At 65.1% G+C, this 18,683-nt stretch carries 21 protein-coding genes; 14 read left to right on the top strand and 7 right to left on the bottom strand.

Annotated elements, in window-relative coordinates:
* Positions 1-28 precede the first annotated feature (28 nt).
* Together F0A17_RS12870 and rsmD are read right to left on the bottom strand one after the other, a co-directional pair.
* Positions 29-220, bottom strand: a complete 192-nt coding sequence (locus F0A17_RS12870) for a cell division protein ZapB (protein ID WP_149328728.1) — start codon at positions 218-220, stop codon at positions 29-31.
* Positions 221-339: 119 nt separating this feature from the next.
* Positions 340-963 carry a 16S rRNA (guanine(966)-N(2))-methyltransferase RsmD gene (rsmD, locus tag F0A17_RS12865; RefSeq protein ID WP_149328727.1) on the bottom strand — a complete coding sequence of 208 codons (624 nt, stop codon included), beginning with the start codon at positions 961-963 and terminating at the stop codon, positions 340-342.
* Positions 964-1,053: 90 nt separating this feature from the next.
* Here rsmD and ftsY point away from each other — a divergent pair, with 90 nt between their 5' ends.
* From ftsY to rpoH, 4 genes are all read left to right on the top strand, one after another.
* Positions 1,054-2,475, top strand: coding sequence for a signal recognition particle-docking protein FtsY (gene ftsY, locus F0A17_RS12860; RefSeq protein WP_149328819.1), 1,422 nt, complete (start codon positions 1,054-1,056; stop codon positions 2,473-2,475).
* Positions 2,472-3,140, top strand: coding sequence for a cell division ATP-binding protein FtsE (gene ftsE, locus F0A17_RS12855; RefSeq protein ID WP_149328726.1), 669 nt, complete (start codon positions 2,472-2,474; stop codon positions 3,138-3,140). The genes ftsY and ftsE overlap by 4 nt, the downstream gene beginning before the upstream one ends.
* On the top strand, positions 3,137-4,111 hold the full coding sequence (gene ftsX / locus F0A17_RS12850) for a permease-like cell division protein FtsX (RefSeq protein ID WP_149328725.1): 975 nt from the start codon (positions 3,137-3,139) through the stop codon (positions 4,109-4,111). Before ftsE ends, ftsX begins: the two co-directional genes overlap by 4 nt.
* Positions 4,112-4,309: 198 nt before the next feature.
* The gene (gene rpoH, locus F0A17_RS12845) at positions 4,310-5,176 is read left to right on the top strand and encodes an RNA polymerase sigma factor RpoH (protein WP_149328724.1); all 867 of its coding nucleotides are present in this window, start codon (positions 4,310-4,312) and stop codon (positions 5,174-5,176) included.
* 68 nt (positions 5,177-5,244) lie between these two features.
* On the opposite strand, the gene slmA is transcribed toward rpoH, so the two are convergent.
* The 5 genes from slmA to coaBC all read right to left on the bottom strand — a co-directional run bounded on the left by slmA (position 5,245) and on the right by coaBC (position 10,173).
* Positions 5,245-5,859, bottom strand: coding sequence for a nucleoid occlusion factor SlmA (gene slmA / locus F0A17_RS12840; RefSeq protein WP_149328723.1), 615 nt, complete (start codon positions 5,857-5,859; stop codon positions 5,245-5,247).
* 46 nt (positions 5,860-5,905) lie between these two features.
* The gene (argB, locus tag F0A17_RS12835; protein ID WP_149328722.1) at positions 5,906-6,826 is read right to left on the bottom strand and encodes an acetylglutamate kinase; all 921 of its coding nucleotides are present in this window, start codon (positions 6,824-6,826) and stop codon (positions 5,906-5,908) included.
* A 33-nt stretch (positions 6,827-6,859) separates the two neighbouring features.
* Complete coding sequence (locus F0A17_RS12830; protein WP_149328721.1) at positions 6,860-8,257, bottom strand: phosphomannomutase/phosphoglucomutase; 1,398 nt, start codon at positions 8,255-8,257, stop codon at positions 6,860-6,862.
* Positions 8,258-8,361: 104 nt separating this feature from the next.
* Entirely contained in the window at positions 8,362-8,844 is a 483-nt protein-coding gene (gene dut, locus F0A17_RS12825) for a dUTP diphosphatase (protein WP_149328720.1), read from the bottom strand.
* Between the two features lie 42 nt (positions 8,845-8,886).
* Positions 8,887-10,173: a bifunctional phosphopantothenoylcysteine decarboxylase/phosphopantothenate--cysteine ligase CoaBC gene (gene coaBC, locus F0A17_RS12820; RefSeq protein WP_149328719.1), complete on the bottom strand. Its 1,287-nt coding sequence runs from the start codon at positions 10,171-10,173 to the stop codon at positions 8,887-8,889.
* 134 nt (positions 10,174-10,307) lie between these two features.
* Here coaBC and radC point away from each other — a divergent pair, with 134 nt between their 5' ends.
* The 10 genes from radC (at position 10,308) to F0A17_RS12770 (ending at position 18,586) form a co-directional block, all read left to right on the top strand.
* Positions 10,308-10,982 (top strand): RadC family protein, encoded by a 675-nt coding sequence (radC, locus tag F0A17_RS12815; protein WP_149328718.1) that lies wholly within the window; start codon positions 10,308-10,310, stop codon positions 10,980-10,982.
* Positions 10,983-11,253: 271 nt separating this feature from the next.
* Positions 11,254-11,490 (top strand): 50S ribosomal protein L28, encoded by a 237-nt coding sequence (gene rpmB, locus F0A17_RS12810; RefSeq protein ID WP_149328717.1) that lies wholly within the window; start codon positions 11,254-11,256, stop codon positions 11,488-11,490.
* A gap of 25 nt (positions 11,491-11,515) precedes the next feature.
* Entirely contained in the window at positions 11,516-11,671 is a 156-nt protein-coding gene (gene rpmG / locus F0A17_RS12805; protein ID WP_016417370.1) for a 50S ribosomal protein L33, read from the top strand.
* Positions 11,672-11,808: 137 nt separating this feature from the next.
* The gene (gene mutM / locus F0A17_RS12800; RefSeq protein WP_149328716.1) at positions 11,809-12,633 is read left to right on the top strand and encodes a bifunctional DNA-formamidopyrimidine glycosylase/DNA-(apurinic or apyrimidinic site) lyase; all 825 of its coding nucleotides are present in this window, start codon (positions 11,809-11,811) and stop codon (positions 12,631-12,633) included.
* 21 nt (positions 12,634-12,654) lie between these two features.
* Positions 12,655-13,845 (top strand): class I SAM-dependent rRNA methyltransferase, encoded by a 1,191-nt coding sequence (locus F0A17_RS12795; protein ID WP_149328715.1) that lies wholly within the window; start codon positions 12,655-12,657, stop codon positions 13,843-13,845.
* 59 nt (positions 13,846-13,904) lie between these two features.
* Entirely contained in the window at positions 13,905-14,219 is a 315-nt protein-coding gene (locus F0A17_RS12790; protein WP_149328714.1) for a putative signal transducing protein, read from the top strand.
* Between the two features lies 1 nt (position 14,220).
* Positions 14,221-14,667, top strand: a complete 447-nt coding sequence (locus tag F0A17_RS12785; RefSeq protein WP_149328713.1) for an acyl-CoA thioesterase — start codon at positions 14,221-14,223, stop codon at positions 14,665-14,667.
* 167 nt (positions 14,668-14,834) lie between these two features.
* On the top strand, positions 14,835-15,947 hold the full coding sequence (ald, locus tag F0A17_RS12780; protein WP_149328712.1) for an alanine dehydrogenase: 1,113 nt from the start codon (positions 14,835-14,837) through the stop codon (positions 15,945-15,947).
* A gap of 296 nt (positions 15,948-16,243) precedes the next feature.
* Positions 16,244-17,269 (top strand): tryptophan--tRNA ligase, encoded by a 1,026-nt coding sequence (locus F0A17_RS12775; protein ID WP_149328711.1) that lies wholly within the window; start codon positions 16,244-16,246, stop codon positions 17,267-17,269.
* A gap of 111 nt (positions 17,270-17,380) precedes the next feature.
* Positions 17,381-18,586, top strand: a complete 1,206-nt coding sequence (locus F0A17_RS12770; RefSeq protein ID WP_149328710.1) for a YeeE/YedE family protein — start codon at positions 17,381-17,383, stop codon at positions 18,584-18,586.
* The last annotated feature ends 97 nt before the right edge of the window (positions 18,587-18,683 follow it).

The following is an 18,683-nucleotide window of genomic DNA, read 5'->3' as shown; positions in this document are numbered from 1 at the left end:
GGTGATCGATGTTGAAGGCGAAGCGGTGTCAGCGACTGCCGGCTTCCACTTCGTCGAACTTGCCCAGCAGTTCGGTGAGGCGGCGCTCCCAGTCCTCGCGTTCCTGCTTCAGGCGACTGTTTTCCTCGCGCAGCTCCTCGGCTTCCATTTTCAGCAGCTCCAGGGCCTCGACGGCGCTGGTGACTTTCTGCTCGAGCCGGTTGAAGAGTTCGGTGCTCATCCTTTTCTCCTGAAATACATCCTGCCGGGGCGGGCCCTGCCCGCCGAGTTACCCGTCGCGCAGCGTAACGCCGGGGGCTGTGGCACGGCAAGCGTCGCCGAGCGGCGACGTGGGTCCCGTCAGGTCGCGAGACGACGGTACAGCCTCCCGGTGCTGTCGCCGGCACGCACCTCGCGATGCAACGTCCAGGTGGAGGGGACATACGGGACCAGCTCGGATTCCGTTTCCAGGTAGATGAAGGCATCATCGGCGAGCCAGCCCTGCTCCAGGCGCTTGCAGCAGGGCTCGGCCAGGTTCTGACGGAAAGGTGGGTCGAGGAAGGCCAGAGTGACATCTTCACCATTAACGGGACCGGCCGCCAGGAAAGCGAGGGCATCGGCGATGTCGACCCGGGCGCGCTCACTCGCACCCAGGGCGTGCAGGTTCGCGATCAACGCCTGGGCGACATGGCCGTCTCGCTCGACGAAGCGGGCCTCGGTGGCACCGCGGGAAAGGGCCTCAAGCCCCAGCGCCCCGGTGCCGGCGAACACATCCAGCACCCGGGCGCCTGGCGTGGCCGCGGCCAGCCAGTTAAACAGGGTCTCGCGTACCCGGTCCGGCGTGGGGCGCAGACCGGGACTGTCAAGCACCGGCAGCAATCGACGACGAAACTCGCCACCGATGATGCGCAGACGGCCGCCTCCCTGAGTGGAGCGGGTGGCGGGGCGCTGTCGGGAGCGTGGAGGAGAGCGGCGGCGTGTCATGCGACCTAATTGTACCCGCCGCCTTGTCCACAGTCATGATGCGCAGTGTTAGGATGTAGCGATCATTCACCCGTGAGGCTGAATCCCCCCATGTTCGGTTTTTTCAAGCGCAAGAAACAGCAGGAACGGCAGGAACGAGAGGAAGAGCGCTCGCCGGAGCGGCAAGAGGCGGAGCGGGAGCAGACGTTGCCCGAAGCCGCCACGATTCCGCCGGACGAGGTTCGTGACGCCCCACGCGAGCGAGCTCCCGCTGAGCCCGATATCGCCGATGAGTCGCAGCCCGGGGAGGCCGCGATGGCCGGTCCGGCAGCGGATGAGGCGCTAGCGCGCACCGAGGCGGTGGATGCGGTGAGTCGCGAGGAGGAGAACGCCGCGCTGCGCGAAGAGGCACAGGCGGTGCCGGAGGCCGCATCGGAACAGACTCCCGCCGAACCCGAACCCGAACCCGAACCCGAACCCGAACCCGAACCCGAACCCGAACCCGAACCCGAACCCGAACCCGAACCCGAACCCGAACCCGAACCCGAAGGCGCGCCCCTGCAAGAGAAACCCGTCGCCGAGAAGAAGGGCTGGTTCGCGCGCATCCGCTCGGGCCTGGGCAAAACCCGCGCCAACCTCACCGAGGGTATCGCGGGGTTGTTTCTGGGCAAGAAACAGATCGACGACGAGCTGATCGAGGATCTCGAGACCCAACTGCTGATGGCCGACGTGGGCATCGAGGCGACCACGGAGATCATCGAGCGACTGACCGAGCGCGTCTCGCGCAAGGAACTCAAGGAGCCCCAGGCGCTCTACCGCGCGCTGCAGGACGAGCTTGCCGTCATGCTCGATGCCGTAGCCAAGCCGCTCGAATTGCCGCCCAAGGGCGAAGGGCCTTTCGTGATCCTGGTCGTGGGGGTCAACGGTGTCGGCAAGACCACCACCATCGGCAAGCTGACCCAGCGGTTTCAGCGTGAAGGGCGCAGCGTGATGCTGGCGGCCGGTGATACGTTCCGCGCCGCAGCCGTGGAGCAGCTCAAGGTATGGGGCGAGCGCAACAAGGTGCCGGTCATTGCCCAGCACACCGGCGCCGATAGTGCCTCGGTGGTCTACGATGCGGTGTCCGCAGCCAAGGCGCGGGGGGTCGACGTTCTGATTGCCGATACCGCCGGCAGGCTGCACAACAAGGGGCACCTGATGGAGGAACTCAAGAAGGTGCACCGGGTGATGGGCAAACTCGACGTCAGCGCACCCCACGAGGTGATGCTGGTGTTGGATGCCGGTACCGGTCAGAACGCGCTGGCCCAGGCCAACACCTTCAACGAGGCGGTGACGGTGACCGGCATCACCCTGACCAAGCTCGACGGTACCGCCAAGGGCGGTATCATCTTTGCTTTGGCCAAGCAGCTCGGCACCCCAATACGCTTCATCGGGGTGGGCGAAGGCCTGGATGACCTGCGGCCCTTCGCGGCCCGCGATTTCGTCGATGCCCTCTTCGATCAGGGCGACGAGCGTGACACCGCCTCGCCATGATCGCGTTCGAGCATGTGGGGAAGCGATACGGCGGGCGCTTCGAGGCACTGGCCAATATCGATTTTCGCGTGCGGCGTGGCGAGATGGTGTTTCTCACCGGGCATTCGGGCGCCGGCAAGAGTTCGCTGCTGCGCCTGATTATGCTGCTCGAGCGGCCGACCCGCGGGCGCGTGCTGGTGGCCGGGCACGATATCGGCCGTCTGCACCCCAGCCAAGTGCCGTTCTACCGCCGACAGATCGGTGTGGTGTTCCAGGATCATCAGCTATTGCTGGATCGCTCCATCTACCACAACGTGGCACTGCCACTGGAGATTCGCGGGGTCGAGCCGCGCGAGGTCGCGCGCCGTGTCAGGGCGGCGCTTGACAAGGTTGGCCTGCTGCATCGCGAGAAGGCGTTGCCGGTCGAGCTTTCCGGCGGCGAGCAGCAGCGGGTGGGTATCGCCAGGGCGGTGGTCAACAAGCCCTCGCTGCTGCTCGCCGACGAGCCCACCGGTAACCTCGATCCCCAGCTTTCGGCCGATATCATGGCGCTGTTCGAAGACTTCAATCGCATCGGCACCACGGTGATGATCGCCAGTCACGACCTCGCTCTGATCGCCCGCCTGCGGCATCGCGTGCTGCGACTGCGCGAGGGGCGCCTGGTGGATGACGAGGAGGCCGCATGAGCCGCCAGTCTCCGGCGCCGCCACGTGGTGCCCGCAGTCAGCGCACCCGCTCCTCGAGCCGTTTCCGCGGTTGGTTGCGTCATCATCGCGCCATGATGCTGGACAGTGCCCGCCGACTGCTGCGTCGGCCCATCGGCAGTCTGCTGACCATGCTCGCCATCGCCATTGCCCTGGTACTGCCGGCGGCACTGTGGCTGGCGCTCGACAGTGCGCGCCTACTCGACGCCGAACTGGACGAGAGCGCCACCTTGACCGCCTACCTGGAGCCGCACGTGGGCGAGGCGCAGGCCGGACGCATCGACGAGGCCATGGCGGCCCATGAGGGCGTGATGCGCAGCCGCTTGATCACCGCTGCCGAAGGCATGGCGGAGTTCCAGCAGGCGCTGGGGCTGGATGACGCGCTTGAGCGTCTCGAGGACAATCCCTTGCCAGCCAGCATCGTGGTAGTGCCGAGCGACCCGGCGCCCGAGGCCGTGCGTCAGCTGGCCGGCGAACTCCAGGCACTGAGCGGTGTCGACGAGGTGCGCCTCGACCTGGCCTGGCTCGAGCGCCTGCGCCACCTGGCCGAGCTCGGCAGTCGTCTGGCCCTGGCCCTGGCGGTGCTGTTTGGCTTGGGCGTGTTGCTGGTGGTGGGCAACACCATACGCCTGGCGGTGGAGAGCCGCCGCCAGGAAATCGAGGTGGTGATGCTGATCGGTGCCACCCATGCCTTCGTACGCCGACCCTTTCTCTACAGCGGGGCCTGGTACGGGCTTGGCGGCGGTCTGCTCGCCTGCGGGCTGCTGGGACTCGGCAATCAATGGCTGACGGTGCCGGTCAGCGCACTCGCCGCCAGTTACGGCGCCTCTTTCACTTTGCCCCGGCTGGGCCTCGAGGGGTCGGCAACGCTGCTGTTGTGCAGTACACTATTGGGCTGGCTGGGTGCCTGGATCGCCGTGAGCCGCCACCTCGCGGAGATCCGGCCACGGTAAAGCGCGGAGTTCCGACCGCGGAGACCTGCCCGCCGCGCCGCGACTGCGTCATCCCGTCACTCGGGCGTTGTCTCGCCGGCGCCACCCGCTGCCCTCTGCCACGATGGCTTTTGCCGGGCAGTGAACGTTTTTCGATAATGCCCGTCTAATCGGGCGGTTGTGAATGGCACAACAGGTTTACAAGGGAGACAACCTGCAATGAGCACCAGTCTTCTGCCGGTGGGTCAGCTCTCTCCGGGGCATGATCTCAATGGTTACATCCAGGCGGTCAACGGCATTCCCATGCTGACCGCTGAGGAAGAGCGCGAGCTTGCCTTCCGCCTTCACGACGAAGGCGACTTGGAGGCGGCGCGTCGTCTGGTGTTGTCTCATCTGCGCTTCGTCGTGCATATCGCGCGCAGTTATTCCGGTTATGGCCTGCCCCAGGCCGACCTGATCCAGGAAGGCAACGTGGGCCTGATGAAGGCCGTCAAACGCTTCGATCCCAATCAGGGCGTGCGTCTGGTCTCCTTCGCCGTGCACTGGATCAAGGCCGAGATACACGAATTCGTGCTGCGCAACTGGCGCATCGTGAAGATCGCCACCACCAAGGCCCAGCGCAAGCTGTTCTTCAACTTGCGCAGTGCCAAGAAGCGCCTGGCCTGGCTCAACAACGACGAGGTCGACGCCATCGCCCGCGATCTCGACGTCAAGCCCGAGGTGGTGCGCGAGATGGAGGGTCGCCTGGCGGCTCACGACGCCGGCTTCGATGTCTCCCCGAGCGAGGACGAGGATGCCGTCTACCAGGCGCCGGTCCATTACCTGGACGACGCCGAGGCGGATCCCGCCGTGCAGCTCGAGGACAGCGACTGGGAGGACGATGCCAGCCGTCGGCTGCAGTTGGCACTGGAGGCGCTGGACGATCGCTCGCGCGATATCCTGCAGCGCCGCTGGCTGAGCGATGACAAGGCCACACTGCATGAGCTGGCCGATGTCTACGGCGTATCCGCCGAGCGCATTCGTCAGCTCGAGAAGAACGCCATGAAGAAGATCCGCCAGCAGTTGGGCGACGCCTTGGCCGCGTGACGGCGAGCCTGCCCGCACCGAACGACGAAGCCCCGGCCATGACCGGGGCTTCGCGCGTTTGGGTGGCCTCAGGCGGTCTGGGTGGCAGGCTGGCGCATGAGCTGGGCCGAGAGCAGCGACCACTGGTCGTCCCAATGCTCGGTGGGGCGGCGCTGGAAGTCGCTGCGCACGTACCGAGAAATGCATCCTTCGGCATGGGCCATCAGCAGATTGGCCGTGGCCGAGACCGTCAGTACGGTACGCTGTCGTTCGCGCAGCTCCGCCTCGCGCAGTAACTGCTTGAGCTGCGTCTCCAGGCGCTCGAAGAGCTGATGGATGCGCAACCGCAGCCGGGCGGTTTCTCCGGTCAGCACGTCACCTTCCAGTAGGCGTGAGAGCCCCGGGTTCTTCTCGGCGAAGGCCAGCAGCAGGGTGAGGATCTGGCCGCAGCGCGGCACGGCCTCGGGGACCTCCTCGAGGATGCGCTTGATGCGTTCGAACAGCGTTTCCTCGATGAACTCGATCAGCCCCTCGAACATGCGAGCCTTGCTGGGAAAATGGCGGTAGAGAGCGGCCTCGGAGACGCCCACCTGGCGTGCCAGTGCCGCGATGGTGATGCGTTTACCGCTGTCCTCCTCCAGCATCAGGGCGAGCGCTTGAAGGATCTGCTCGCGCCGGCTGGTTGATTGCGTTGCCTGCGTCATGTCGATGTTGTCTTCTGGTTATTGAGATGGCCCGAAGCGGTCGGCCTCAGGCGTTGTCGTTCCCTTCCTGCGCGGTGTCGGTAATCAGGGTACCGACGCCGGCGTTGGTGAAAATTTCCAGCAGGGTGGCATGGGGCACCCGCCCGTCGATAATGTGGGCGCTCTTCACGCCGCCCTTGACTGCCTCCAGCGCACAGCGGATCTTCGGCAGCATACCGCCGTGAATGGTGCCGTCGTCGATCAGCGCGTCGACCTGGGCGGTGGTGAGTCCGGTAAGCACGTCGCCCTCGGCGTTCATCAGGCCGGCCACGTTGGTCAACAGCATCAATTTCTCGGCGCCCAGTGCCTCGGCTACCTTCCCGGCCACGAGGTCGGCATTGATGTTGTAGCTGTGGCCCTGGGCATCGACGCCGATCGGTGCGATCACCGGAATGAAATCACGCTCGGCGAGCATCTCGATCAGGTCGGTGGAGATATGCTCGACCTCGCCCACATGACCGATATCGATGATCTCGGGGGCGGTCATCTCGGGCGTCTTGTGCGCCACCTTGAGCTGGCGCGCACGGATCTGGGCGCCGTCCTTGCCGGTGAGTCCGATCGCCTTGCCGCCGCACTGGTTGATCAAGTTGACGATGCCCTTGTTGACCAGCCCGCCGAGCACCATCTCCACCACGTCCATGGTCTGTGAATCGGTCACCCGCATGCCGTTGACGAAGCGCGACTCGATCCTGAGCTTGGCCAGCAGATCGCCGATCTGCGGACCGCCGCCGTGCACCACCACCGGATTGATCCCCACCTCCTTCATCAACACCATATTGCGGGCGAATGAGTCGATCAGGGTGTCCTCGGTCATGGCGTTGCCGCCGTACTTGACGACGACGGTCTTGCCGGAGAAGCGCTGGATATAGGGAAGCGCTTCGGAGAGCACTTCCACTACCAGTCGCGGGTCACGAGTCGTTTCGGTCATGGTCCTTCCTTTACGGATACGGAAGCGCTGTCGTCAATTCGGCAGCGTCAGCGTCGGGTCGACCTGCTTGAGGGCGTCGGCAAAACGGTGGCGGATACGTGCAAGGGCCTCGTCGCTCTTGCCTTCGAAGCGCAGCACCAGCACCGGCGTGGTATTGGAGGCGCGGCACAGGCCCCAGCCGTCGGAGTAATCAACGCGGATGCCGTCAAGCGTGGTCTTGACGCCGTCTTCGCCGAAGTCGCCCTCGCGGGCCAGCTTATCCACCAGGTCGAATTTGTTTTCGTCGGTCACGTGCACGTTGATCTCGGGGGTGCCGAAGTCCTGCGGGAAACGATCGAAGAAGGCATCGGCATCCATGTCCTGCTTGGACAGGATCTCGAGCAGCCGGGCGGCGCCGTAGAGGCCGTCGTCGAAGCCGTACCAGCGCTCCTGAAAGAAGATGTGGCCGCTCATCTCGCCGGCGAGCTGAGCCCCGGTCTCCTTCATGCGCGCCTTGATCAGCGAGTGGCCGGTACGCCACATTTCCGGCGTGCCGCCGGCTTCTTCGACCACTTGCGCCAGGTTGCCGGTGCACTTGACGTCAAAGATCACCCGCGCGCCAGGGTTGCGCGACAGCATGTCCTCGGCGAAGGCCATCAGCAGGTGATCCGGATAAACCAGCTTGCCGTTCGGCGTGACCACGCCCAGGCGGTCGCCGTCGCCATCGAAGGCCAGGCCGATGTCGGCGCCGGTCTCCTTCACGGCTCGCATCACGTCCTGCAGGTTCTCCAACTTGCCCGGGTCAGGGTGATGATTGGGGAAGTGGCCGTCGATTTCGGCAAACAGTGGCACGGTCTCGGCGCCAAGTTTCTCGATCAGCTTGGGGCCGAGTTCGCCGGCCACGCCGTTGCCGCAGTCGACCACCGCCTTGATCGGGCGATCCAGCTTGACGTCGCCGACGATGCGCTCGAGATAGGCGTTGCGCACGTCTTCGTGGCGCACACTGCCCTGGCCCTCGGCGAGCTCGCCGGCCTCGATGCGGCGGTACAGCGCCGTGATCGCTTCGCCCGAGAGCGTCTCCCCACCGAGCACGATCTTGAAGCCGTTGTAGTCGGGCGGGTTGTGGCTGCCGGTGACCATGACTCCCGAAGCGGTGCCCTCGAGCACGTGAGTGGCAAAGTAGAGTACCGGCGTGGGCACCATGCCGATATCGATCACGTTGCGGCCGGCAGCGGTCAGGCCGCGAATCAGCGCCTCGCTGAGCCGCGGTCCGGAGAGGCGGCCATCGCGGGCCACCACCACGGTGGATTCGTTGCGGGCGGCGGCCTCCGAACCGATGGCGCGGCCAATCTTCTCGACGGTCGCCTCGCTCAGGGTATCGTCGACGATGCCGCGAATGTCGTAGGCGCGGAAGATGGAAGCGGGGACGGTGCTGTTCTGGGCTTGGCTCATAACGTTTCCTTGTCAATGCTGGGTGTATGTCAATGTGATCAGGGTTGCGAGGCGATGCGGCCGGTGTCGATCCTTGTTGCGGCCGGCATCCGCAGGGGCGGTGATCAGTGACGGCCCGAACTGCCGAAGCCGTCTTCGCCACGCAGACTGGCTTCGAAGCGGTCGACGACGTCGAGTTCGGCCTGGATCACTGGCACCAGGACATACTGGGCCAGGCGCTCGAACGGCTCCAGCACGAACGGGGCGCTGCCGCGGTTCCAGGTCGAAATCATCAGCTCGCCCTGGTAGTCGGAATCGATCAGTCCGACCAGATTGCCGAGCACGATGCCGTGCTTGTGACCGAGCCCCGAGCGCGGCAGGATCAGGCCGGCCAGGCCGGGGTCGCCGATGTGCACGGCGAGCCCCGTGCGGATCAGCTCGCACTGGCCGGGCTCGAGGGTCAGCGGTTCATCGAGCAGGGCGCGCAGATCCATGCCCGCGGAACCGAGGGTGGCATACCGGGGCAGGTAGTCGCGCAGCCGCTCGTCTAGCAGTTTAACCTCCAGGCGAGGCCGGACGGATGGTGGGCTTGGTGTCGTGTCGGTCATCGGGACTCCGTTGCGTTCGATGCTTCGTTCGGAAAGTGGCGTTCAGTGGACCGGGCGGACCGACAGGCAGCCGAGCGCGCGTTCGATCACCGCTCTGGCCAGCTGGGTCTTGGGTTGAGGTGGCAGGCTCTCGCCCCCCTCGCCCTCGCCATCGCGCCACAGCAGCAGGGCGGCGTTGTCATCGGCACCGAACCCCAGCCCGGCGCTGGAAACGTCATTGGCGACAATCATGTCCAGACGCTTGCGCGTGAGCTTGTCGCGAGCGTAGGCCTCCAGGTCGCGGGTCTCCGCGGCGAAGCCCACCACGAAGGGGCGCCCCCCTGCCGCGTCCCGCTCATTGGCGATATCGGCAATGATATCCGGATTCTTGACCAGTCTCAGCGTCAGTGCATCCTCGCTCTCGACCTTCTTGATCTTGTGCTCGGCCGGCGCCTCGGCTCGGTAGTCTGCCACCGCGGCGCAGCCAATGAAGATATCGCAGTCGCCGGCCAGGCGGCGGCTCGCCTCGTGCATCTGCAGTGCCGTCTCCACGTCGATGCGCTCGACGCCATCCGGTGTCGGCAGGCTTACCGGTCCGCTGATCAGACTGACACGGGCGCCGAGTTCGGCCGCCGCCGCCGCCAGAGCGAAACCCATCTTCCCCGAGCTGTGATTGGAAAGGTAGCGCACCGGGTCGAGGGGCTCCCGGGTGGGACCGGCGGTAATTGCGATATGCAGCCCCAGCGCCGGGGTATCTTGCGTTGCTGCGTCCTGTCGTCGTGGGGTGGGGTCTCGCAGCCGGCCGAGCTCGGCGACGATCGCTTCGGGCTCGAGCATGCGACCCGGTCCTACGTCGCCGCAGGCCTGGTCACCGCTATCGGGGCCCAGCAGGCGCCAGCCGTCCTGTTCGAGGTGAATGACGTTGCGCTGAGTGGCGGGATGTCGCCACATGGCCTGGTTCATGGCCGGTGCCATCAGCTTGTCGGCTTCGCTTGCCAGGCAGAGTGTGGTGAGCAGATCATCGGCCTGACCGGTGGCGAGCCGTGCCATCAGATCGGCGGTGGCCGGGGCGATCAGGATTAGGTCGGCCCAGCGCGCCAGCTCGATATGGCCCATCCCGGCTTCGGCCTCGGGATCGAGCAGTGAGGTGCGCACCGGTTCGCCGGTTAGTGCCTGCAGCGTCAGCGGAGTGATAAAGGCCTGGGCGCCCTGGGTCATGACCGCTCGCACCTCACCGCCGGCCTGCCTGAGTAGCCGGGCGAGCTGAGCGCTCTTGTAGGCCGCGATACCGGCACTGATGCCGAGCAGGATGCGCCGACCGGCGACCGGGGTGGCGGAAAGCGTTGTCATGGCGAATTCCTGAGCTGAAACCCGACCTTCTACCTTACCACTGCCGTTGAAGTTGCGCAGCCGCAGCACTCCGTGTGGTTCGGTTACAATGCTTGGCATCATTTCACTATGGAAGCGTAACAAGGAGACAGAGGATGTCGATCCGTCACTGGCCCGAGGGCGAGCGGCCGCGGGAGAAACTGCTGGCGCTGGGCGCCGAGGCGCTGTCCGACGCCGAGTTGCTGGCGATCTTTCTGCGGGTGGGGGTGACGGGGCGTTCGGCGGTGGATCTCGCTCGCGATCTACTCACGGCTTTCGGCGGCCTGCGTCAATTGCTCGAAGCTGACCAAGCGCGCTTCTGTGCCGAGCGCGGCCTGGGCACGGCCAAGTTCGTGCAGCTACAGGCGACCCTGGAACTCTCCAAGCGCCACTTGGCTGCCCAGCTCGCCCGCGGGAGTGCCTTGACATCCCCCACCCTGGTGCGTGCCTACCTGGCCACGCAGTTGCGCCACCTCGGGCACGAGGAGTTCGCTGCGCTATTTCTCGACACCCAACACCGAGTGATCCGCTTCGAGTCGCTGTTCCGCGGCACGCTGGACAGCGCCTCGGTCTATCCCCGCGAAGTGGCGCGCCGGGCACTGGAGCTCGGCGCCGGCGCGATCATCTTCGCCCATAATCATCCTTCGGGCGTGGCCGAGCCTTCTGATGCCGATCGGCGTATCACCGAGCGGCTGCGCGAGGCGCTGGGGTTGTTCGACATTCGCGTGCTGGATCATTTCGTCATCGGCGATGGTGAGGTGGTGTCCTTCGCCGAGAGAGGATGGCTTTAGGGAAGGGGCGGGTGAGCTCGGTTCGCTAGTCGGTGGATGATAGGGGGGCTTGGTCGGGTGGGAGGCGAGCGGTAGCGGTGATAAACACTTGCGGGAGTGGGGGACGTGAGGTGTAGAATACGCGGCTACTATTGCCTGACGGGGCGCACTCTGCTATAAAGTGCAGCCTTTGAATTCCCTTGGGTCAAATGACAACGGGGTCGTTCCCGGTTTGCCCGACAGGTTTTGAACACACAGGTTTGACCACCTGGCCAAGCGGTTGGAGGCTCCCATGTCCAAAGTATGTCAGGTTACCGGCAAGCGTCCGGTGACTGGAAACAACGTTTCACACTCCCAGCGCAAGACCCGCCGTCGTTTCTTGCCGAACCTGCACACCCATCGCTTCTGGGTGGAGTCGGAAAATCGCTTCGTCAAGCTGCGCATCTCCTCCAAGGGCATGCGCATCATCGACAAGAAGGGTATCGACGCGGTACTCAGCGATATCCGCAAGCGCGGCGAAGCCGTCTAAGCGATCTTCCAGGGAGACAGCCATCATGCGTGACAAGATCAAGCTGGTGTCCAGTGCCGGTACCGGTCACTTCTACACCACCGACAAGAACAAGCGGAACACTCCGGACAAGCTCGAATTCAAGAAGTACGATCCGGTCGTCCGCAAGCACGTGATGTACAAGGAAGCCAAGATCAAGTAAGCCGTTCCGATGTCCGCCCATTGGCAACGGACATCATCGGGTGACTTGATGGCTTCCAGCCGCAGGTAGCAAGACCTGTCCCCCTGAACCCGGCTCGCCGCCGGGTTCAGGCGTATCTATTCCCGGATCTTCTCGCCATGCCCGAGCTTCCCGAAGTCGAGACCACCCGGCGAGGCATCGCCCCACACGTGGAGGGGCGCGAAATCGTAGAGGCAATCGTACGTCAGCCGCGCCTGCGCGTGCCGGTACCTGGCGACTTCATCGATCGCCTGGTCGGGGCGTGTGTCGGCACGCTTTCTCGTCGTGCCAAGTACCTGCTGCTGCCGATCGAGGGCGACGGCGACGCCAGCCTGATCTGGCATCTGGGTATGTCGGGCAGCCTGCGTATTGCTCGCCTTGGCGAGCTACCAAGAAAACACGACCATATCGATCTGGTGATGGACGACGGTGCCATCCTTCGCTATCACGACCCGCGACGCTTCGGCTTCGTCGACTGGCTGGCCGGCAGCGCCGAGAGCGACCCGCGACTGGCGAGCCTGGGGCCCGAACCGCTGTCGGAGGCCTTTGACGGCGAGCGGCTCTATCGGCTCTCGCGCGGTCGTCGCATGGCGGTCAAGCCGTTCCTGATGGACAATACCGTGGTGGTGGGCGTGGGCAATATCTATGCCAGCGAGGCGCTGTTCCTGGCGGGCATCGACCCGCGCCGGGCGGCGGGGCGTATCTCCCGCGAGCGCTATGGGCGTTTGGCCACGGCGGTGCGCGAGGTGCTGGCCGCGGCCATTACGCAGGGCGGTACCACCCTGCGCGATTTTGTCAGCGGCACCGGCGAGCCGGGCTACTTCAAACAGCGCCTCAATGTTTACGGCCGGCATGGCCAGGGCTGCCGGCGCTGCAACGGTGAGCTGCGCCTGGTGACACTGGGACAACGGGCCAGTGTGTTCTGTCCTTCTTGCCAAAGATGATTCCATTCCACGAGACCTACCATGACCCAGACCCTGCGCCTCAAGAAGAACGCCGACCGCCGCCTCAAGGCCGGTCACCTGTGGCTCTACTCCAACGAGGTCGACACCGAGGCCACGCCGCTCAAGGGGCTCGAGCCGGGCGGCCAGGTAGTGGTCGAAGCCGCCAACGGCAGGGCGATGGGAGTGGCTTACGTCAATCCCAATTCGCTGATCTGCGCCCGGGTGGTGTCGCGCGATTCCGGTGTGCGCCTCGACCGTTCGCTGCTGGTGCATCGTTTCAATCAGGCACTGGCCCTTCGCCAGCGGCTCTACGCCAAGCCGTTCTACCGGCTGGTACACGGCGAGGGCGACCTGCTGCCGGGACTGGTGATCGATCGTTTCGATGACGTGCTGGTGGTGCAGCTCAATACTCTCGGTATGGAGCGCCTCGCCGAGGAGATATTGGCCGCACTGGACAAGGTGCTCTCGCCGCGGGTCATCGTGTTCAAGAACGACTCCTCGGGCCGCCGCCAGGAGCAGCTCGAACGTCAGGTCATCGTGGCCAAGGGTGAGCTCGACGGCCCGGTGCGGCTTGAAGAGAATGGCGTCCGTTTCCACGCGCCCGTGCTCGACGGGCAGAAGACCGGCTGGTTCTTCGATCATCGGGCCAACCGAGCCTGGCTCAACGGGCTGGTTGCCGGCAAGCGGGTGCTTGACGTGTTCAGCTATATCGGCGGCTGGGGCGTGCAGGCGGCGGCACATGGCGCCAGCGAAGTGCTGTGCGTCGATGCCAGTGCTCAGGCGCTGGAACGGGTGGCCGAGAACGCGGCGCTCAACGGTCTCCATGAGCAAGTGGCGGTGGGCGAGGCCGATGCCTTCGAAGCGCTGGCCGCGCTCAAAGCCGACGGGGAGCAGTTCGACGTGGTGATCCTCGATCCACCGGCCTTCATCAAGAAGCGCAAGGACCTTCCCAACGGCGAGCGCGCCTACGCCAAGCTCAACCGCGAGGCGATGCGCCTGCTGGGGCGCGACGGACTGTTGCTTTCCGCCTCCTGCTCCATGCACCTGGCACCGGAGCGGCTGATGGAAGTGGTGCGTGGCGCGGTGCGCCATCAGGACCGCCACGGTCAGGTGCTCTATCAGGGGCACCAGGCAGCGGATCACCCGGTGCATCCTGCCATTCCTGAAACCGCTTATTTGAAGACGCTGGGTGTTCGCGTCTTCCGCGACTGAAGAATGGAGTGGTTCGTGGGGAGCGGCTTGGTCCTGACTGACATTCGCGCATACCGCTTATGAATTACGTGCGTGTCTTCGCTCACTCCAATGCGCTGCTGGTATGCCACGTACGCAACGTGCTGGCCGCGGCGGGCATTCCCGTGGAGCTGCGCAACATGGTGCTGGGTGGGGGCGCGGGAGAGTTGCCGTTGGGAGAGTGCGAGCCCGAGGTGTGGGTGGCGTCGCACAATCGCAAGCATGCCGATACCATCATTCGGGAGGCTCTGGAGGGCGTGAGCGAGGCCCCTGAATGGATCTGCCCGTCCTCCTGTGGCGAACGGTTGGAGGGCGTTTTCGAGGCCTGCTGGCAATGCAGCGACAAGGAGATGTGAGATGCAGGAAGCGTGGGATTTGCCCGATCCGTTCATCATCGAGATCCAGGTCGACGCCTCGGCTATCGACGAATACGGCCATGCCAACAACGCCGAATACCTGCGCTGGGTCGAACAGGTGAGCTGGGCCCATTCGGAGCGGCTGGGCCTCAATCTGGCCCGCTACCGCGAGCTGGACCGCGCCATGGCGGTACACCGCCACGAACTCGACTATCTGGCCCCCGCCTTCAACGGTGACCGACTGAGGCTGGCCACTTGGATCGTCGACTGCGACGGTCGTCTTACCCTGACCCGCCGCTTCCAGCTACTGCGTCCCGCCGATGGCCGGACCTTGCTGCGGGCACGCACCCGCTTTGCCTGCATCGAACTCACCAGCGGCCGGCCACGGCGGCTCCCCGAGGAGTACGTGGCTGTCTACGGCGGTGCGCTCATTGTCGAGCAGGCTTGAAAATTTTTTGTCGGCGTTTTCTTTCGAACGACGTTTTTCTGCTGTCCGTTGTCTCTGCGAGGATTTTTGCCGTACTTGTTTCCGAATGCTTCATGTTTGAACTTCCTGTGCTGTAATGCGCCTGTCGTATACCAAACAACGTGCAGTCAACGCCCAGGAGGTGCTTCATGAAGATTACCGTGCCGAAGGAGATCAAGAACCATGAGTATCGCGTCGCCCTGACACCCACGGGAGCCCGTGAGTTGGTATCGCGTGGCCATTCGGTCACCGTTCAGGTCGGTGCCGGTGAAGGCGCTGGCTTCTCGGATGCCGATTATGAAGCGGCTGGGGCCAGCCTCGAGGCGAACGTGGACACCGTCTGGCGCGACGCGGAGCTGGTCCTCAAAGTCAAGGAGCCGCAGGCGGAGGAGGTCGCACGCCTCTCCCGTGGCCAGATCCTGTTCACTTATCTGCATCTGGCCGCCGAGGAGAAGCTGACCCGTGGGCTGATGGAGAGCGGGGCCACCTGTATCGCCTACGAAACCGTCACCGACCGGCAAGGTGGCCTGCCGCTGCTGGCACCGATGAGCACCGTGGCCGGCCGCATGGCGGTGCAGGCCGGGGCACATAGCCTGGAGAAGGCCCAGGGCGGTTCCGGCGTACTGCTGCCCGGCGTGCCCGGCGTGGTTCCCGGCAAGGTCGCCGTGATCGGCGGCGGTGTGGTGGGCGAGAACGCCGCACGCATGGCGCTGGGCCTGGGTGCCGAGGTGACCGTGCTCGACAAGTCGATCCCGCGCCTGGAGGTCCTCGACGACCGCTACCAGGGCCGCATGAAGACCGTCTTCTCCACCGCCGACGCCATCGACGAGGCGGTGCGCGAATGCGACCTGATCGTCGGCGCCGTGCTGATCCCCGGTGCCGCCGCGCCCAAGCTGATCACCCGCGCGATGCTCGCCGACATGAAGCCCGGCAGCGTGCTGGTGGACGTGGCCATCGACCAGGGCGGCTGCTTCGAGACCAGCCGCGCGACCACCCACGCCGAGCCGACCTATATCGTCGACGGCATCGTCCACTACTGCGTGGCCAACATGCCGGGGGCGGTGGCGCGTACCTCCACCCAGGCATTGACCAACGCCACCCTGCCGTTCGTCATCGCCCTGGCCGAGAAGGGCTGGAAGCGGGCGCTTTCCGACGATCCGCACTTCCTGCCGGGGCTCAACGTGCATGATGGCCAGGTCACCTACCGCGCCGTGGGCGAGGCCTTCGGCCTTCAGAGCGTCGATCCCGCCAGCCTGGTATAACAAATGTCTGCGCGAGCGAATCGCTGCGTTGCGTGGTACTGGTGCGCCCGCCCGGTCGGAATCCTCACCTACACCCCATAGGCTCCGGTTGACGCGAAGCTTTCGGCTTCTCGCCCCTCCGGGGCCCGCCTACGGCTGTTGGTCGCTTCATCTCGCTCGCCAATTTGTTTGGCGCTACACGAATCGCCTTGGCGAGCGGCGCCGGGAAAGCCGCGGGGGGCGCACCTGGCCAGGTCGCCTTGACCGTCCCCTCGCGTTACCATAGCGGGCATTTCCGCTAGCAGAGTCCGCCTTCCATGAGTGCAGCTTTACAGAAGACCCGCGTTCTCACCGGCATCACCACCACCGGTACCCCGCACCTGGGCAACTACGTCGGCGCGATCAAGCCCGCCATCGCCGCGAGCCAGGACCCCAGCGTGCAGTCCTACTACTTCCTCGCCGACCTGCATGCGCTGATCAAGTGTCAGGATCCCAAGCGCGTGCAGGCGTCGCGTCTGGAAATTGCCGCCACTTGGCTGGCGCTGGGGCTGGACACCGACAACGCCATCTTCTATCGGCAATCGGACATTCCCGAGATCCCCGAGCTGACCTGGATGCTCTCGTGTGTGTGCGCCAAGGGGTTGATGAACCGCGCCCACGCCTACAAGGCGGCGGTGGCCGAGAACGAGACCGCCGGCAACCAGGACCCCGACAAGGGCATCACCATGGGGCTGTTCGGTTATCCGGTGCTGATGGCCGCCGACATCCTGATGTTCAATGCCAACAAGGTGCCGGTGGGGCGCGACCAAATCCAGCACATCGAGATGGCTCGCGACATGGGCGGGCGCTTCAACCATCTCTACAAGGGGCAATTCTTCACCCTGCCCGAGGCGGTGGTGGATGATGACGTGGCGGTGTTGAACGGCCTCGACGGGCGCAAGATGTCAAAGAGCTACAACAACACCATTCCGCTGTTCGTCTCCGAGAAGAAACTGCTCAAGCTGGTGCGCAAGATTAAGACCAATTCGCTGGAGCCCGGCGAGCCCAAGGATCCCGAGGGCTGCACCCTGTTCCAGATCTACTCCGCCTTCGCCAGCCGCGATGAGCGCGAGGCGATGCGCCGCGAGTACGAGAACGGCATCGGTTGGGGCGAAGTCAAGAACCGTCTGTTCGAGCATCTCGACGCCCAGCTCCGGGAGCCCCGAGAGCGTTATCAGGCGCTGATGGAGGATCCGGGACACATCGAGAGCGTGCTGCTCAAGGGGGCCGAGCGGGCACGTGCCGAGGCCGCCCCGCTCATGGACAAGCTGCGCCAGACCGTGGGGCTGGGCCGCTTTGCATAAGGAGTGGGAGAAGGTACCCGGTTTCGCTGGGCGCCCTGTCTCGTTCTGCCCGCTGCCTGGCATGCATCGATCAAACTTGCCACTCTACAGGAGAGGATAAGGAGGAATCGGATGGCCACTGCACTGGATGCGAAACGACCACGGCGGATCTCCTCGATATTGGGGGCACTGCTGCTGGCCGGGGCGCTGCTGGTGGGCCTGGCCTACGGCACGCGCCTGGGGCTGCTGATGATCGTCGGGGCGTTGCTCGGCGTTTCTCTCTACCACGCCGCCTTCGGTTTCACCGCCGCCTGGCGGGTCTTTATCAGCGAGCGCCGTGGGCGCGGGCTGCGCGCCCAGATGGTCATGCTGGCCATTGCCGTGGTGCTGTTCTTCCCTGCACTGGGCGCGGGTACCTTGTGGGGGCAGAGCGTGACGGGCTTCGTCTCGCCGATCGGTGTCTCGGTGGTGGTGGGCGCTTTCCTTTTCGGTATCGGCATGCAGCTCGGTGGCGGCTGTGCCTCGGGCACGTTGTTCACCGCCGGTGGCGGCAATGCGCGCATGGTGATAACGCTGCTCTTCTTCATTGCCGGCTCGTTGATCGGTACCGCTCATTTCTCATGGTGGATGAGCTTGCCGGCCTTTCAGCCGGTGTCGCTGGTGCAGGCCTTCGGTGCTGGCGGCGGCATCGCCGTGAGTCTGGCCCTGTTCGGCGCCATCGCCGCTTTTACCGTGCTGATGGAGAAGCGTCGCCATGGCCGGCTGGAGGAGAGCCCGCGCGTCAACCTGAGCGAGAGGCGCTGGCTCACCGGTCCTTGGCCGCTGCTGCTCGGTGCGGTGGCGCTGGCGTTGCTCAACTTTGCCACCCTGGCCCTGGCCGGGCGCCCCTGGGGCATCACTTCGGCCTTCGCCCTGTGGGGGGCCAAGACCTACGAATTCGTCGGCGGCGACGTGACTCAGTGGGGCTACTGGCAACACCCGGCCAATGCCGCAGCGCTGCGCGCCAGCGTGTGGAGCGACATCACCACGGTAATGAACATCGGAATCATCCTCGGCGCCATGGTCGCCGCCACTCTGGCCGGACGCTTCGCCCCGACCCTACGCATTCCGCTCGGTTCGGTGCTGGCGGCGGTGATCGGCGGGCTGCTGCTGGGCTATGGTGCGCGTCTGGCCTTCGGCTGCAATATTGGCGCCTACTTCAGCGGCATCGCCTCGGGCAGCCTGCACGGCTGGGTGTGGCTAGTGGCGGGCTTCGCCGGCAACATGCTAGGCGTGCGGCTGCGCCCGCTGTTCTTCGACCGCCCGCCCAGCGAAAGGACCCGGGCCAAGGTAAGTTGAGCCAGGGCGCCGCCGCAGCACAGGCGTGGTAGAGTTAGCGCCAAGGCGCCGTCAGAGCGCTTGGGAGACACTGCTCGACTGGCCGTGCGAATGAATC

The sequence above is a fragment of the Billgrantia pellis genome, assembly GCF_008297955.1.
Classification (GTDB): Bacteria; Pseudomonadota; Gammaproteobacteria; order Pseudomonadales; family Halomonadaceae; genus Halomonas; species Halomonas pellis.
This window is presented reverse-complemented; position numbering and strand designations above follow the sequence as displayed.